The sequence below is a fragment of the Brevibacillus sp. AY1 genome (genome assembly GCF_029870785.1).
GTDB lineage: Bacteria > Bacillota > Bacilli > Brevibacillales > Brevibacillaceae > Brevibacillus > Brevibacillus invocatus.
The window spans coordinates 191,521-206,165 of the sequence record NZ_JAFLPN010000002.1 but is presented as its reverse complement, the minus strand read 5'-3'; the positions used below and the strand labels follow the sequence as shown (position 1 = coordinate 206,165).

General features: G+C 48.8%; 15 protein-coding genes. 2 read left to right on the top strand and 13 right to left on the bottom strand.

The annotated features are described in order from the left end of the window. Positions 1-35: 35 nt before the first annotated feature. Entirely contained in the window at positions 36-965 is a 930-nt protein-coding gene (gene panE / locus JZI27_RS04425) for a 2-dehydropantoate 2-reductase (protein WP_280206895.1), read from the bottom strand. Between the two features lie 225 nt (positions 966-1,190). On the opposite strand from panE, the gene glnA reads away from it, so the two are divergent. Beyond that, the gene (gene glnA, locus JZI27_RS04420) at positions 1,191-2,609 is read left to right on the top strand and encodes a type I glutamate--ammonia ligase (protein WP_280206894.1); all 1,419 of its coding nucleotides are present in this window, start codon (positions 1,191-1,193) and stop codon (positions 2,607-2,609) included. A gap of 187 nt (positions 2,610-2,796) precedes the next feature. Then, positions 2,797-3,459: a hypothetical protein gene (locus JZI27_RS04415; protein WP_280206893.1), complete on the top strand. Its 663-nt coding sequence runs from the start codon at positions 2,797-2,799 to the stop codon at positions 3,457-3,459. Between the two features lie 120 nt (positions 3,460-3,579). On the opposite strand, the gene JZI27_RS04410 is transcribed toward JZI27_RS04415, so the two are convergent. The 12 genes from JZI27_RS04410 to JZI27_RS04355 form a co-directional block, all read right to left on the bottom strand. Continuing rightward, on the bottom strand, positions 3,580-4,215 hold the full coding sequence (locus JZI27_RS04410; protein ID WP_280206926.1) for an alpha/beta fold hydrolase: 636 nt from the start codon (positions 4,213-4,215) through the stop codon (positions 3,580-3,582). A 393-nt stretch (positions 4,216-4,608) separates the two neighbouring features. Beyond that, positions 4,609-6,300: a methyl-accepting chemotaxis protein gene (locus JZI27_RS04405; protein WP_280206892.1), complete on the bottom strand. Its 1,692-nt coding sequence runs from the start codon at positions 6,298-6,300 to the stop codon at positions 4,609-4,611. 115 nt (positions 6,301-6,415) lie between these two features. Next, positions 6,416-6,766 (bottom strand): YolD-like family protein, encoded by a 351-nt coding sequence (locus tag JZI27_RS04400; protein WP_280206891.1) that lies wholly within the window; start codon positions 6,764-6,766, stop codon positions 6,416-6,418. Further along, the gene (locus JZI27_RS04395; RefSeq protein WP_280206890.1) at positions 6,763-6,993 is read right to left on the bottom strand and encodes a LexA family transcriptional regulator; all 231 of its coding nucleotides are present in this window, start codon (positions 6,991-6,993) and stop codon (positions 6,763-6,765) included. Before JZI27_RS04395 ends, JZI27_RS04400 begins: the two co-directional genes overlap by 4 nt. Then, positions 6,983-7,198, bottom strand: coding sequence for a WYL domain-containing protein (locus JZI27_RS04390; protein WP_122908819.1), 216 nt, complete (start codon positions 7,196-7,198; stop codon positions 6,983-6,985). Before JZI27_RS04390 ends, JZI27_RS04395 begins: the two co-directional genes overlap by 11 nt. Positions 7,199-7,309: 111 nt before the next feature. Then, positions 7,310-8,893 (bottom strand): bifunctional metallophosphatase/5'-nucleotidase, encoded by a 1,584-nt coding sequence (locus JZI27_RS04385; protein ID WP_122908818.1) that lies wholly within the window; start codon positions 8,891-8,893, stop codon positions 7,310-7,312. A 28-nt stretch (positions 8,894-8,921) separates the two neighbouring features. Then, entirely contained in the window at positions 8,922-9,494 is a 573-nt protein-coding gene (locus tag JZI27_RS04380) for a glycerol-3-phosphate responsive antiterminator (RefSeq protein ID WP_122908817.1), read from the bottom strand. Positions 9,495-9,510: 16 nt separating this feature from the next. Then, positions 9,511-10,326, bottom strand: a complete 816-nt coding sequence (locus JZI27_RS04375; RefSeq protein WP_122908816.1) for a sugar phosphate isomerase/epimerase family protein — start codon at positions 10,324-10,326, stop codon at positions 9,511-9,513. A gap of 15 nt (positions 10,327-10,341) precedes the next feature. Beyond that, positions 10,342-11,145 (bottom strand): carbohydrate ABC transporter permease, encoded by an 804-nt coding sequence (locus JZI27_RS04370; protein ID WP_122908815.1) that lies wholly within the window; start codon positions 11,143-11,145, stop codon positions 10,342-10,344. A gap of 12 nt (positions 11,146-11,157) precedes the next feature. Beyond that, complete coding sequence (locus JZI27_RS04365; RefSeq protein ID WP_122908814.1) at positions 11,158-12,045, bottom strand: carbohydrate ABC transporter permease; 888 nt, start codon at positions 12,043-12,045, stop codon at positions 11,158-11,160. Between the two features lie 34 nt (positions 12,046-12,079). Continuing rightward, on the bottom strand, positions 12,080-13,432 hold the full coding sequence (locus tag JZI27_RS04360) for an ABC transporter substrate-binding protein (protein WP_122908813.1): 1,353 nt from the start codon (positions 13,430-13,432) through the stop codon (positions 12,080-12,082). After that, the gene (locus tag JZI27_RS04355) at positions 13,420-14,565 is read right to left on the bottom strand and encodes an ABC transporter ATP-binding protein (RefSeq protein ID WP_122908812.1); all 1,146 of its coding nucleotides are present in this window, start codon (positions 14,563-14,565) and stop codon (positions 13,420-13,422) included. Before JZI27_RS04355 ends, JZI27_RS04360 begins: the two co-directional genes overlap by 13 nt. Positions 14,566-14,645: the final 80 nt, after the last annotated feature.

Sequence of the window (14,645 nt, the reverse complement as noted above, 5' to 3'; positions counted from 1 at the left end):
TTATCAAATGACTTTTTTCTTCCTGTTATTATACCTTATTTGTCAGCTTCCCGCTTCTGTTCGTAAACCTTCAGATTATTGTAAACCACTTTCAGCAGTGGTGTACTGAGATCGAGCTGATCAGCACGCTTCAACAGATAGCCTTGCAGATGATCGCCCTCGACAGGCAGTCCTTTTTCCATGTCGCGAAGCATGGAGGATTTCATGCCCGCATGTGTGTTGGTAAACATCTCGATCTGCTTGTCTACAATATCCACATCGATGGGCGCGTCCCAGGATTTCATGACCAAAGCGATCTCTTCAGCCAATTGCCGGGTCAGCTCTACTCCATGTGGCGACGATTGAATCGGGCCTACTGCAGCGTTCATTAAAGTCGTAATTCCCGACAGCGTCGTGATAAACAGGTATTTATGCCACACTTCCCGCTGGATAAAAGAGCTTGCTTTAAACCTTCCGTTGATTTTGGAAAATGCTTCTGCAATCCGCAGGACGCGCTCGCTCTTACCGCCATCCCACTCCCCGAATACCGTATCGTGCAGCTTGCTCGTATGCACGACATCGCCGTCTGCATTTAAGGTGGACTCGATGAAGCAAAGACCGCCGAGCACATTTTCCTTGCCAAATCGCTCCCACAGTAGTTCCATGTGAGCAATGCCGTTGAGCAAAGGAATGATCACGGTATCTTTACTTACGTAAGGAGCGATGGATTCGATACTGCCGGACAGATGATAGGCTTTGTTGGACAACAGGATGACATCAAATGCCTCGGCTTCTTCCCCTGCCATGATCCATTTTGGTTTTTTCAGATGAAAATTGCCTTGCACGCTCTCAATGCGGAGACCGCGTTCAGCCAACTGCTGACGTCTGCGCTCACGCACGAGAAAAGTCACGTCCACTCCACTTTCGGCCAAACGCCCTCCAAAATAACCGCCTATCGCTCCAGCTCCCAGTACCAGTACCCTCATCCGTCTCTCCTCCATCTAACGAAAGATATACACTCGTCTCCATTCTACAAAAAAGGAACCATTTGCGACACTATACATACAATGTTAGAAAAACTTACACTAAAGGTAAGAAAATCTCTTGACGAACAATTGGAACTGTAGCTATAATTCATACTATAGAGAAGCACGAAAGACGAACTATCCAATTAGACATTAAAAAATCATTCGTGAATAGGAGTGTTATGCATGGATATGAAAGATGTGTTGACTACAATTGAAACCGAAGACATTAAATATGTGGATTTCCGTATCGTGGATCTGCTCGGTCGTCAGCATCACGTAACCGTTCCAGCTTATGCGGTGGACGAGGACACCTTCGTAAATGGTGTAGCATTCGACGGTTCCAGCTTGACAGGCTACAAATCCATCGAAGAAAGCGACATGGTGGCCATGCCTGACCCGGCTACAGCCTTCATCGATCCTTTCGTAGAAGAAAAAACCCTGAACATTGTATGTAACATCCTGAACCCTGACAACTCCCCATATGATCGCGATCCTCGTGGTATCGCACTGAAAGCGGAAGCCTATCTGAAAAACCTCGGCATCGCTACAGCTGCCTACTTTGGCCCTGAATCCGAGTTTTTCCTGTTCGACAACGTCCGTTATGCGTCCGGTCCATCCGGTTCGTTCTATCATATTGATTCCGAAGAAGCGTACTGGAACACTGGCAAGGAAGGACAAAACCTGGGCTATAAAGTCCGCAACAAAGGTGGCTACTTCCCTGTGCAGCCTACTGACACACAAGCCGATATCCGTAATGAAATGTGCACCCTGCTGACCCAATCCGGCATAAAAGTAGAGCGTCATCACCACGAGGTTGCGACTGCTGGACAAGGTGAAATCAACTTCCGCTTTGATACCTTGACCCGCACAGCAGACAACCTTCTCCTGTTCAAATACATCGTGCGCAACGTAGCGGCCAAGCACGGCAAAACGGCTACCTTCATGCCAAAGCCAATCGTCGGCGACAATGGTTCCGGCATGCACGTACACCAAAGCTTGTTCGACGGCGATACTCCGCTGTTCTTTGAAAAAGGCGCTTATGCCAACCTGAGCGAAACCGCACTCCACTACATTGGGGGTATCCTGCATCACGCACCAGCGCTGATCGCACTGACCAACCCAAGCACCAACTCGTTCAAACGTCTGGTTCCTGGCTACGAAGCACCCGTGAATCTGGTCTTCTCCAAAGGAAACCGCTCTGCTGCTGTCCGTATCCCGGTTGCGGCAGTAACACCAAAAGCTTCTCGTATCGAGTTCCGCACACCAGACTCAACTGCCAACCCATATCTGGCATTTGCCGCCATGCTGATGGCTGGCCTGGACGGCATCGCGAAAAAGCTGGACCCGCGCGAAATGGGCTTCGGGCCACTCGACAAAAACATCTACGATCTGTCTGACGTAGAGAAAAACGAAATCAAGAGCTTGCCTGGTTCCCTGGCTGAAGCACTGGAAGCATTGGAGAGCGACCACGAGTTCTTGCTTGCGGGCGATGTATTCACAAAGGATCTGATCGACAGCTGGATTTCCCACAAGCGTGATGAGATCCAACAAGTAGAGCGCACCGTCAATCCGAAGGAATACGAGCTGTACTACGATCTGTAAGTTTTATTTTTCTGCAAAAGCAGCCCTACCCTTGTTCAAAACAAGAGTAGGGCTACTTTCTTTCACAATCGCTTGCTTTGCATCTTTCACTGACTATCATTTTGAGTCTGTACCCCTTGTAACCTTTTCCCTATTTTTTAACGACTACTTCCATGTACCTATTCAAATCGAAAAGGATGATTGCATGATGAAAAATCTTAAGCATTTTTGTCAGATAGTAGGTATTTCTGCACTGCTCTTCACAACAATAGGCGCAAACACAGCTTTTGCAATGGTAGCTCTCCCCAGTAATAGTCAAGAAAACCTGGACCTTCTCCCTCCAATGATTGCTCAAACTATCGAATCGTTAAAGGAGAAGATTCCCTTTCTAAATGATTACAACATCATTCGCTTGTCGAAGGATGGAGACTCTCTTTATTCTCCGAATGAGATTACGGTAATGCTAAATAAAACGGATGATGTACATAGGACGGACAATATCTTTTCTTTTGACCCTAAAACACACTCTCTACAATTCTTCATGCTTGGCGTTAATATTTATCCACAACCGGGACAAATACCAGATCAAAAAGCTATTGAAGTCGCTAGCCAATTCTTAGTAGATGTAATGGGGGAACAAGGTTATACTCCACTACAGGTATGGAGAGAAACTTTAAAAGGACCAAATCCATCTGCACTTCCACCAAAAGTGAATTTTAAAAAAATCAGTGATGACCCCAGTATGGCTACATACATTCAAGTGTCTCTTGATTCTGAGGGTTCTGTTCGAGGGTTTCAAAAGAAAACCAAAACGATTGAATGGGATCAATGGTATGATGCTGATTTAAATGAGCGAGCTGTCCCAAAATAGCCATAATAATGTAAGAGAATCTTTGATCCTATCTGTAAGATACATGGCTATATCACAGCAAGAACCCTTCTCTCGGCGAGAAGGGTTCTTCATGATAGAGATGGACTTGCAACTCGCTCGTCATCGCCTCATGTAATCCTCTATAATGGAAGCCAGCTCTTGAGGATTGGTTAACATCATTTGATGATGGGAATTCGGAAGGGTGATCACCCGAGCTGTTGGTACTTTTTTTTCAAATTCTCTTGCCGCATGATGATAAAAATCTGAACGTTCTTTTGAATACATAGGCAAATCCGGATCTTTTTGCACTAATAATACGGGACAGTTTATGCGTTGATAAACGCTATCCAGCCTTATCGTACAACTCTCTTTGAAGAAATCCTTCCAGGCCTCGTACGTAAGTCTGCTTTCATATGTATCGTGTCCAATTTGCTGCCATGCGTATAATTCGGCAGCTTCAACTACCTTCGAAAAAAAGGGGCCAAAAGACGTTTTTACGCCATTAACCAATTCTTTATGTGTATGTGGCTGGAAAATGACCTGGGTATTCTTCAGACTTGCCTCGACATCGAAATCGGGCATTTCTTCTAGCACGCAGTATCCACCATCTACCAAAATGAGTTTTTCCACGAACTCAGGATGTTGACTGGCAAACAATAATGCTACAGTACTTGAAATAGATGCGCCAACAATCGTTACCTTCTCCATTCGTTCAACATTCAGAAGTTCATGAACATCATCTGCTAACTGTTGGATCGAAAATGGCCCATTCTTCGAAGAACATCAATGCCCTCTTAAGTCCATTGAAATGATCCTATATCTTCCCGTAAGTTTTTGGATGACTGGATCAAAAGACTCCTTTGTTCCCCCGAGTACATGACAGAATAGTAAAGCAGGTGCTGATTCAATGGAAGAATCAAGGTAGTCAATACTTGTACCATTTATTTCTGCTGTCTTTCGTATTAGTTCCAACGTTCTCACCTCTGATAAAGTAATTTCATTATATTACTATTAAAGGGAAATGTTATTTAAATCAAATCATTACAAAAAAGACGTTTGCTGCATCGCCCTAGAAAGAAGAGGAGGAGACCAATATTGTCTCCTCCAGTGCACACGATTTCAATCGAGCTTGAAGTCCATGTATCCAACTTATAATGTAAACCGATTGACGAGCATTTTCATTTCCTCAGCCAGCTCGGCAAGTGATTGGCTGAATGCAACAATCTCATTCATCATCTCTGACTGCTCTTCGTTTGCCGTTGAGTTTTGCTCGATTGCATGTGCAATTTCATCCGCTGCCTGACTGATGGTCTCCATTGCCGATTCGATCTGAGTGGTTTCTCCTGAGATATAAGCAATGGACTTGCTAACCTCCTGTACTTTCTCCCTTACCCTTAAGACTGAACCGTTAATTACTCCGAAGGCTTCATTTACTTCCTCAACCTGCTTCAGCCCTTCTTCTACCTTACTTTCACCCACCTTCATAGAAGAGCATGCTTGATCAATGTCATCCAGGACGTTTTGGATCAGCGCAGCCACCTGAACAGCCGCATGATCCGACTGCTCGGCCAATTTGCGTACCTCATCCGCCACAACTGCGAAACCACGTCCCATCTCTCCGACTCGTGCTGCTTCAATGGCCGCATTCAAAGCAAGCAGATTGGTCTGATTGGCAATCTGGGAAATGATCTGAACAATGTGACTGATCTCCTGCGATCGCTCTCCCAGAATGTTGACAATCGATGCAGTCTGTTCTGACGCTCGATGAATCTCGGTCATTTGGCTCTTTATGCGATATACCATCGCAGATCCATGCTCGGACAAGTCTAATGCCGACTCCACCATCTCCGTCATTTCATCTGTGTTCTCTACGATTGTTTTCACGCCAGCCGCTGTCTGGCGAACTGCGACTGCCGCTTCTTCAATGTGGTTGACTTGTTCTTCTGCGCCAGCCGCAACGCGTTGTGATGAATGCGCAATCTGCTCCGTTGTTCTGACGCTTACCTCCATATTTCTGGACAGTTCCAGGGATGAAGCCGCCATCACTTCCGACGTTTTGCTCATTTTCAAAATGATCTCCCGCAGCTGTTGGGTCATCAAATGAACGGAATGGCCGAGTTGCCCGATTTCATCCTTTGAACGAATTTTCTGTTTAGTAATACTTAAATTCCCCTCTGCAATACGCTGTGTTGCCAGTTTTACGTCAAGCAACGGCCGTATGCTTCGGGATGCCATGAACCAAATGAGCGCGATCGTGATCAGCAATTCAATGCCCATAAAAAAGAACAATTTGTTTTGCATGGATGTCACCAGCGCCTCATATGGCGTATTCGGAACACCTACATACCAAATCCCGATAACTTCACCAGCTTGGTTTTGAATGGGTTCATAAGCCGTTTGATTGATCGTGCCCACCACCTCAGCTTCGCCCAGGTAGGTGATCCCTTCTTTGAGAACGGCTTCCTCAACAGCGGGTGCTACTGTTGTGCCCACTGCCCTTGAGCCATCCTCCTTCTTGACATTCGTCGCAATACGGGTATTACCAAGAAAAATAGTCACGGTATCGCCGGTGAGCGCCCCGATTTCCTCCACGATGGCATAATTGTCATTCATGACGTTGTTTCCCTTGTACAGCTTGCCCTCCCGTATCTCCCAATCCCCTGCATATCGCTCATTCAATAGCGCTTTGCCCATCGCAAGATCGCTTAGCAGCTTTTGACGCGCTGCTTGAATGACTTCTGTTTTTGTCATCATGACCGCGTAGAAGCCTACAATGCTTGTGCCTACGAAAAAAAGCAGACAAACAAAAAAGATCAGCTTCCATTTCACACTCATTTTCATCTAGTCTATACTCTCCCCGCCCCCAAAATTTACAAGTCTACCATATCATATTTATCGACATGAAAGGAGAGAAATCGACAACAAGTGATATACGAGAATCATGACAGCAGTATATCTATTCTTGATAGCCTTTCACATCCATAATCCGATCCAAAGCTATCCACTTGCTCTCTGCGTCATTCACCATTTTTACGCGCAGTTCGCGGGCATCGATCCATTTCACAGCGCCCCACATGCTGCATACCATCCCCAGATTGCCTTTTACCGGTTTCCACCACACAACGGAAAGTCCGTAATCTTCCCGTCCAGCATCGCGAATCATGTAGTGAAAGGCTTCCATATCGGATTTTTCGATGACCGGCTGTTGCACCAGCTTTTCATTCTCCATTTTCTCGAGGCATAGCCTCTGCGGTAGAGGCCCTCCCCATCGATTTGCAGCTAAAACCTTTGCATGGTTTGTTGTCATTTCCCCGGCCCCTTTCTCTCCCACGCCTCTAGGACAACCAGATGATCCGGCTGCGATCGTTGCCAATCGATGTATTTCTCTTTCGCCAGCACTTCCAGTACCATCATGATGCCACCACGGTTACGTCCTGTTTTGACACAAAGCTCGTCGATTGTCGGTGTCCTGCGCCTGCCTGCGGAGTAGTTGGCGATCACACGGAGTACCTTTCGCTCGATGTCACATAGCATGTCGGATCACCACCGGCTCAACGGCAAGAATCCGATCTATGACAAAAACACGCGGCGCCTTGCGGGTCAGACAGTAAGCTTTCAGTCGACCATCCACAATCTCCAATGGTCGCAGTGTGCGCATAGTCGTCTGCCCCTGACTGCCCAAGTAAATGATCTGAATATGCTGATTCTGCGCCATTGCACGATGTAATTCCTTGACCACGTTGTTCGCCTCCAAACAAGAACGTTTGTTCTGTATTATATGCGAACAGAATGCGAACATGCAACAAAAATAGCTGTCGACTTTCTCGACAGCCTGAGCCCGTTATGGGTCCTATTCGATGACCACCGACCAGTTGTGATTCACCTTCGCTTGAAGAGCGCCGTGTTCCAGCATATACGCGGCCAACAGCTCAGCGACCTCCGTCGTGATTTCTCTGACTACCGGTTTCCCCTGAAACATGGCGTAATTCCCGCCCCCGCCAGCACGGTAATGATTCATAACTACCTCGTATTTCGCCTCCCTATCCAGCGGCATTCCATCATAGGTCAAGCCGACGATCCGATGACCAATTGGCTTTGCCACATGGATCTGATAGCAGATTCCTTCCCACATATCATAGTTGTAATGCTGCGGTTTTGGATAGAGGAAGTCGGGACTGACGACGATTTGACCGTTTTCGTCCAGTGCAAAATATGCTGCGGACTGCTCCAGCGCATCCTTGATGTCCTGTCCCGTCACCCGCAACACCTTCAGCGTATTGGGATAGATGTAATTACTGACGATATCGCGCATCGTCACTGATTCCGGCAAGCCGGCAGAAGCATTGTCAAACAGAGCAGTATTCGAGATCGCGGCACCGGAGACCTCCATCTGCACCCGGTTGATCCATTCAATAAAAGGATGCTCCTTCAGCCTCACTGCCATCGAGTCCACGATCCGCATATCTCCCTCGATATATCCGATCGGCTGATCCAGCCACATCTGCGTCTGCCCTTCATACTCTGCCGCCAACTCGATGATGTCAGGATCAGGCTCCACCCCCTCCACAGATACCAGCTGAGCTTGCTTGTCGACAACCTCCCAGCCCGTTTCGCAAGCTTGCAGAGTAAGCATCACTTTTCCAAGCGCTCTTCCTTCATGACCTGGCTGTACCACGCTCACTCCGCAAATAGTAGCCGCAAGCTTGCGGTGCTGGTGCCCCGTGAGAAGCACATCGATCCCTTCTACCGCTTCGCAAAGCTCGTAGCCTTGATTTTCTTTCGTCAATGCTTCTGTCGCTTCCCCTGTCTTCTCATCCTTTTCCAGACCTCCATGATACGCAACCACGACGATGTCGACCTTCTCCTGCTCGCGCAAGACAGGAACCCACTTCCGAGCCGTCTGTACCGGATCATGAAAACAAATGCCTGCTATGTGCTCTGGGTGCTCCCAGTTTGGAATGTAGGCAGTAGTTAACCCCAGGACTCCCACCTTTAATCCAGATGGAAAATGCTTGATCCAGTAAGCATCACCGAAAAACGGATTTCCTGTACTATCCGTCAGATTGGCCGAGAACCAGGAAAACCGGCTTTCCGCTATTGCTTTTTGCAAAAAAGGCATGCCGTAATTGAATTCGTGGTTGCCTAGTACAGCCGCGTCGTAGCCAAGCTGGTTCAGGCAGCGAATCATCGGATTGGGCTTTTCGGGACATATCCTGGCATGATGGTAGGCCAAAGGCGTACCCTGAATCAAGTCTCCACTGTCGATGAGAAGCAGATGCTCGGACTTTTCCCGCTCCTTTTTGATCAAGGAGGCGAGCTTGGCGATCCCGATCTCCCGTGGCGCATGATCGGCATACGAAAAGGGATAAATGCTCCCGTGTACATCACTTGTTTGCAGCACTGTCAGCGTGCGTGTCGTACCCAGCGTAGCCATGATTCCTTCCCCCTTGCCATCAAACGTATCAACTGCCTTGATCGATATGATTCCACAATTCCGGCCTGCTTAAAGAAACGGCATCCGCACCATACTCCAAGGCTTGCAGGACCTGCTCCTGATTCCAAATCAGACCACCCAGAATGATCGGCTGTTTCAGCTGCTCCTTGAAGACAGGAACGATAGACGGAGCAATGCCCGGCATGATTTCGATCGCATCCGGCTGATTTTCCAGTACGTTTTTGATAGTAGACGTCAGAGAAGTCGTATCAATCAAAAAGACACGCTGAATCGTCAGCATCCCCTCTTTTTTTGCGGCGCGAATCATAGGGCCTTTGGTAGTCACGATGCCGGTCGGTTTGATATACGTGGACAGGAAACGAAACGCCTCCTTGTCATTGGACAAACCGTTCATAAGGTCCGTATGCAAAAATATGGGTTTGGACGAGTCCCGAATACGCTGCTCCTCCTCCATGAGCCGTGTCAGCTTGCTATACATCAAAAGAATCGCGCAGGCTGGAGATTCAATGGCTTCACCCAACCGATCCAGCTCCGTCGCAGCAATGATCGGATTTTTCTTTACTATCGTTCGCATGTCCATCCCTAGTGTCCCCCGTTCATTGCAGTTGCCTGATCAATCGTTCAACGCTCGTATGGGCACAAGCGAGCTGCTTCGTTTCCACTACCCAGCTTCCAGCGAACCGCTTATCCTGTAAGAGTGACAAAATCGGCGCAAATGAAATCGTTCCGTCTCCGACTGCCAGGTGGTCGTCCGCTTGCCCGAAATTGTCGCTGAGATGGAGTGCTGCCAAATAAGGAAGCACTTGCTCCAAGGCTTCCTCGGTATAACCAGGTCGGATCAAGTGGGCATGCCCCACGTCGTACACGATCCCCACATGCGGAGAGGCAGCCTGTTTGCAGATTGCCAACAAATCCTCGACGTTCCATCCCAGCACCTTCGGATAAGGGGGAACATTTTCTATCGTCAGTATGGTTCTCCCTCGAATCAGCTCAGGGATCAACGCACGGATTGTCTGACTGGCATGCTCCACTCCGCGGGCGCGACTGTCGGGCTCCAGTCGATCCTGAATCTCGCCCGCATGCATCACGACATGTGTGCAGTCCAGAACATTCGCGATCTCAAGACATCTTTTCATTGTATCAATCGTCTGATCCCGATATGCTCCAGCTTCTGCTGCCAAATTGCATCCGCTGATCGGTGCGTGGATCGACCAGGTAATCGGTTTCTCCTTGCCGATTTGCTTGAGCCCCTCCAGTTGATTTCCCGACCATCTCAATAGATCCACATGCTTCTCCTCACACATGATCTCGATGGATGTCCAGCCATCGTCCACTAGCTGAACGATGGCCTCACGTAGCGGTTGATGGATCAAGGCATAGCTGGATATGGAAAAAGAACCTCTGTCTTTCATCCTTCAATCCCCCTCTTATTTCCCACCGGAATGAATGAAGCTGTTGATGAATTGACGCTGGAACATGAGAAATGCCAGCAGCAACGGGAAGATGACCATCATCGTAGCCGCGCTGACCTCCGCCCATTGCGCTCCCGTCTCAAATGATTGGGCAAAAATGGCCAAACCTACCGTCAGTGGGCGATTTTCCACCGAATTGGTGATGATCAGCGGCCACATAAAATTGTTCCAGTGATAGCTGACGGATACCAAGCCAAAGGCGATGTAAGTCGGCCGTGCCAAAGGAACGTATACACGCCATAAAATTTGAAACCAGTTGCAGCCTTCCATGCGCGCTGCTTCTTCCAACTCGTGCGGAATCGTCTTGAAGGTTTGACGCAGCAAGAAGACTCCGAATGCAGAAGCAAAGTACGGCAGCATGATTCCGATTTTCGTATCGAGCAGGGACAAATCGCGCAAAACGTTGTAATTGGGAAAAATCAGGATGTCAGCCGGTACCATGATCTGCACCAAAAACAGAATGAACAGCACGTCCCGCCCCCAAAAACGCAGCTTGGCAAAAGCGTATGCAGCGAGGGTCGCTGTAATGATCTGCGCCATCAACACGCCGATGACGATCAGAAAGGTATTGAGATAATACTGGGCAAAAGGGGCCGCGTCCCACACTTTCGCATAGTTATCAAAAGTAAAATCAAGACTGAACGACCAGGATGTCGCGTGCTCCCTGGGCCGAAAGGATGTCCAGAGCGCCCAGAGCAAAGGAAACATCCAGAGCACCGCCAGCCCAAACATCCCAGCCCCTGTGATTCTGCGGATCATCTGCCATCCTCCTTAGTTGTAGTGAATCTTTTTATCCAGACTAAAAAACTGAATGGCAGCTACGGCTAACAGCAGCACCACCATCACGATCGTCAGTGCCGAAGCCATTCCTTGATCCCAGAACGAAAAAGCGGTCTCGTAAATGTAATACAGCAATAGATTGCTGGCGTTGTCCGGTCCTCCCTTGGTCATGATCACCAAATGATCGACCAGCTTGAAGGAATTGGTGAACGCGATGATGCTGACAAACATCGTTGTAGGCATGAGCAACGGAAACGTCACTCGCCGAAAAACCGTCCAGGAGGATGCCCCTTCCATAGCTGCAGATTCATACAGCTCCTGCGATATGTTTTGCAGTCCGGCCAAATAAAAAATCATGAAATAGCCTGCTTCTTTCCAAATCACCATGAAGATCATCGCCCACATCACATACGTCTGATCCCCGAGCCAATTCATATCTCCTTTTCCGAACCATTCCATCACGTGACTGAGCGCCCCGTACTCCGGTGTGTAAATAAACAGCCATATATTGGCTACCGCAATCATCGGCACGATCGTCGGATAAAAGTACGCCGTGCGGACAAACCCCTTCCCCCGCAATACCTTGTTGGCGAACAGCGCCATCCCGAGCGCGAGCGCCGTACTGGTCGGAACCGTCCCCAGAGCAAACCAGATATTGTTGGAGAGCACCTTCCAAAACACGTCATCTTCCAGCATGAGCTTGTAATTGTCTACCCCGTTAAAAAACGGCTCTGGAGAACCCAGATCCGCTTGATGAAAACTGAGAATAATCGTTTGCAGTACAGGATAGAAGGTAAACAGCAGCAGAAAGATGAGGGAGGGAAGGAGCAGCAACCATGCGTACATGTTCACCTTCCATTTTGCGCGTTGTGCCTCCATAGTCGCTCCCCCCTATACCATGATTGAATCTACTTTATTTGTTGAATGGCGCCAAAATCTTGTCCGCTTCTTCTTGCGCTTTTTTCAGTGCTGCGGCAGGCTCTGCTTGCCCAGTAATGACGGCTTGCAAATTGTCGTTCAGAACTTTCGTGACTTTCCCGTTATTGTGCGTAGAAAACTCGGCATGACCGTATTCCAGCTGGTCGCGCGCTACCTTTGCAGCAGGGAAATCTTTGACGTATTGCTTCATGATGTCTTCTTCGTAGGCGGAGTTGCGCGTCGCGACATAGCCGGTGTCGATGCTCCACTGTGCTGCGCGCTTCGGCTCGGTCATGAAACGAATAAACTTCCAAGCTGCTTCCTGCTTGTTGGCGTCTATTCCTTTGAACATGTAGAAGTTACCCCCACCAGTCGGGCTGCCGAAATTCTTTTTCGCTGGTAAAAAGGCTACGCCGAAATCAAACTTCGCATTGTTCTTTACGTTGGTCAGGTTTCCGGTCGTATGGAACATCATCGCTGTTTTTCCCTCCAAGAAATCGGAAGGAACTGTAGCCCATTCGATGACGCCTTCAGGCATGGCTTGATGCTTTTTCGCCAAATCTACCCAATATTGCAGCGCTTCTGCATTTTCAGGTGTGTCGAAATAAACTTCTTTTCCGTCTTGTGACATCAGATTTTTTCCGTTTTGCAGAGCCAGTGCCTGGTACATCCAATAAGTGAAGCCTGAGGATGGAATCTCGATACCCCAGCGTCCGTCCTTTTTCAGCTTGGCGGCATACTCGGCCAACTCATCCCAAGTCGCAGGCGGTTTTTCCGGGTCCAGACCCACTTCCTTGAATGCTTCCTTGTTGTAATACAGGACGATGGTGCTTCGTTGGAACGGAATGCTGTACGTTTTTCCGTCTACCTGGGAGTTCGCCATGAAGCCAGGGAAGAAGTCGTTTATATAATCGCTGCCGCCATCCTTGGCAATCAAATCGTCCAAGGGGATGATCGCATCCATATCCATCATGGTGTGGAGCTCAGTGGACAGCATAACGGCTACATCTGGCGGCGTTTTCCCTTGTACGGCTGCCTGCACCTTCGTGGTCGTATCCTGGTAGCTGCCCGTATAAACCGGTTTTACTGTAATGTTCGGGTTTTCTTTGTTGAACTCTTCTGCCATCCCATCGACGATCTTGGTCAAAGGACCACCTACTGCGACCGGATAATAGAAGGACAGCTCTGTTTTTTCAGCGGGCTTCGTCTCCGCTGCTGGAGCCGTTTGGTTGTTTTGACCGCCTGGGCTCGTCTGATTGCTGCTGGTTGTAGAATTACCGGTTGAGCAGCCTGTAATCAGAGCCAGGCTCATAACGACGGAAAACAAACTTTTGGTTACTGTACGCATTCCCGTATCTCTCCCTTTTCTTGTACGGCCACGTTGGCCAAATTTTTCCCGGTGTTCCCGTCAAACAATCTCGCCTGTTCGGCATGAAAGCCGACATGCAGGATATCGCCACGCTTGCAGGTCCATTGCCCGTTCCATTTTGCCTTCCACAGCTTGCCGCTCACGGTAAACTCGACAATCGTCTCGGAGCCTAAAATCTCAACCCCTTGCACCTTGATTGCCAGAGCGCCGCTTCCCGGGGCCTTCTGTCCTTCCTCGACGGGCTGCAAAGCTTCGGGCCTCACCCCAAGCACGACGTGAGCACCTTCCTTGATGCCAGCGAATGAGCCGAGCGGCAAAAACGTCGTGCTGCCTTGATCGGTCAGCTCCACTCCTGATCGATCTCCGTTATTTCTCCAGACGGCCTGTACCGTGTTCATCGGAGGGGCACCCGTAAATTCTGCGACGAACAGATTCGCAGGATGGTTGTAGACATCGAGCGGTCTTCCTACCTGTTGGACCTCTCCATCGCGAAGCACCATCATCCGGTCCCCCATCGTCATCGCCTCGACCTGATCGTGGGTGACGTAGATCATCGTAATTCCCAGTTCCTGCTGCAAACGACGAATTTCGGTCCTCATGTGCCCACGCAGCTTGGCATCCAGGTTGGATAACGGTTCATCCATCAGGCAGATCGGATGCTGGCTGACGATCGCCCTGCCAAGTGCTACACGCTGCCTCTGTCCTCCTGACAATTCGCGGGGCTTTCTCTGGAGCAAATGAGCGATGCCCAGCATCTCTGCTACCTGATTCAGGCGTTTGATTTGCTCCTGCTTATTCACTTTCCGAACCTGTAATCCAAACAATATATTTTCTTTCACTGTCAAATGCGGATAAAGCGCGTAGTTTTGAAAAACCATGGAGATATTTCGCCCGCTCGGCGGAGTGTGATTCATCTGCTTTCCGCCGATCAACAGATCCCCTCCGCTGATCTCCTCAAGTCCGGCGATCATGCGCAGCGTCGTTGACTTGCCGCATCCAGAAGGACCTACCAGGACGAAAAACTCTCCCGGCTCGATCACCGCACTCACTTCATTCACTACCTTTTGCTGCTCATACATTTTGGAAATGCGCCGCAATTCCACTTCTGCCACGACTTTCCCCCCTGGCCGTCTTGCAATTTGTGCCATCAATATAGCAATTTCTTACTAAGCAAACATGTAGATTGTGTTAA

Bases quoted from the DNA above. Each gene is read 5' to 3' on its own strand.
- panE (WP_280206895.1), bottom strand. From the start codon at position 965: ATGAGGGTACTGGTACTGGGAGCTGGAGCGATAGGCGGTTATTTTGGA.
- glnA (WP_280206894.1), top strand. From the start codon at position 1,191: ATGGATATGAAAGATGTGTTGACTACAATTGAAACCGAAGACATTAAA.
- JZI27_RS04415 (WP_280206893.1), top strand. From the start codon at position 2,797: ATGAAAAATCTTAAGCATTTTTGTCAGATAGTAGGTATTTCTGCACTG.
- JZI27_RS04405 (WP_280206892.1), bottom strand. From the start codon at position 6,300: ATGAAAATGAGTGTGAAATGGAAGCTGATCTTTTTTGTTTGTCTGCTT.
- JZI27_RS04400 (WP_280206891.1), bottom strand. From the start codon at position 6,766: ATGACAACAAACCATGCAAAGGTTTTAGCTGCAAATCGATGGGGAGGG.
- JZI27_RS04395 (WP_280206890.1), bottom strand. From the start codon at position 6,993: ATGCTATGTGACATCGAGCGAAAGGTACTCCGTGTGATCGCCAACTAC.
- JZI27_RS04385 (WP_122908818.1), bottom strand. From the start codon at position 8,893: ATGGCTACGCTGGGTACGACACGCACGCTGACAGTGCTGCAAACAAGT.
- JZI27_RS04380 (WP_122908817.1), bottom strand. From the start codon at position 9,494: ATGGACATGCGAACGATAGTAAAGAAAAATCCGATCATTGCTGCGACG.
- JZI27_RS04375 (WP_122908816.1), bottom strand. From the start codon at position 10,326: ATGAAAGACAGAGGTTCTTTTTCCATATCCAGCTATGCCTTGATCCAT.
- JZI27_RS04370 (WP_122908815.1), bottom strand. From the start codon at position 11,145: ATGATCCGCAGAATCACAGGGGCTGGGATGTTTGGGCTGGCGGTGCTC.
- JZI27_RS04365 (WP_122908814.1), bottom strand. From the start codon at position 12,045: ATGGAGGCACAACGCGCAAAATGGAAGGTGAACATGTACGCATGGTTG.
- JZI27_RS04360 (WP_122908813.1), bottom strand. From the start codon at position 13,432: ATGCGTACAGTAACCAAAAGTTTGTTTTCCGTCGTTATGAGCCTGGCT.